General features: G+C 42.7%; 1 pseudogene. It reads left to right on the top strand.

From position 1 onward, the window contains the following. Nucleotides 1-333 (top strand): annotated as a pseudogene (locus R7Z49_RS26790) (methyl-accepting chemotaxis protein); the annotation flags it as partial. Between the last annotated feature and the right edge of the window lie 229 nt (nucleotides 334-562).

The raw sequence follows: 562 nt of genomic DNA, 5'->3' as shown, positions 1-562 counted from the left end.
AAGCTGCAATCGGAAAGCCAAAACATCGCTTCGATTACTGGTAGAACGGTCAAGCAAGCTCAAACAAGCAGTCAGTTGATCGATGAAATTGGTCAAGATGTCACAGCGATTGCGGACTCGGCTCGTTCATTGATGGACATGAGCATTCAAATCTCCACTTCCGCGGAGGAACAAAGTGCGGTTGCGAATGATATCGCCTCTGAGCTTGCTGATATCCGTACTCAGTCCAGCACAATTCGAGAGGTGGCGGAGCAGTCTACTGTTGGTGTCGCGAACTTAACCAAAGCGTCGGTTTCACTCGGTGAAGTATTAGAGCGTTACCGCACTGCTTGATAACAAGGTAATAACAAATAAAGGCTCCTAATTGGGAGCCTTTATTTTCTACATTTGTATTCACTTATTTGTTTCGAGAATATAACTCGCATTCACTTTCTCTACGTACTTGTCTCGTACTCATTCTCTGGTGTAACAAAACCGAACTTATTGAATAATTTGAAGTCTATTTGAGGAGTGAAAGGAAAATAGCATTGATCAAATACCGATTGGGAAACGGTTTATTTTG

Source organism: Vibrio sp. 1562 (genome assembly GCF_033340155.1).
Classification (GTDB): domain Bacteria; phylum Pseudomonadota; class Gammaproteobacteria; order Enterobacterales; family Vibrionaceae; genus Vibrio; species Vibrio alginolyticus.
This window is presented reverse-complemented; position numbering and strand designations above follow the sequence as displayed.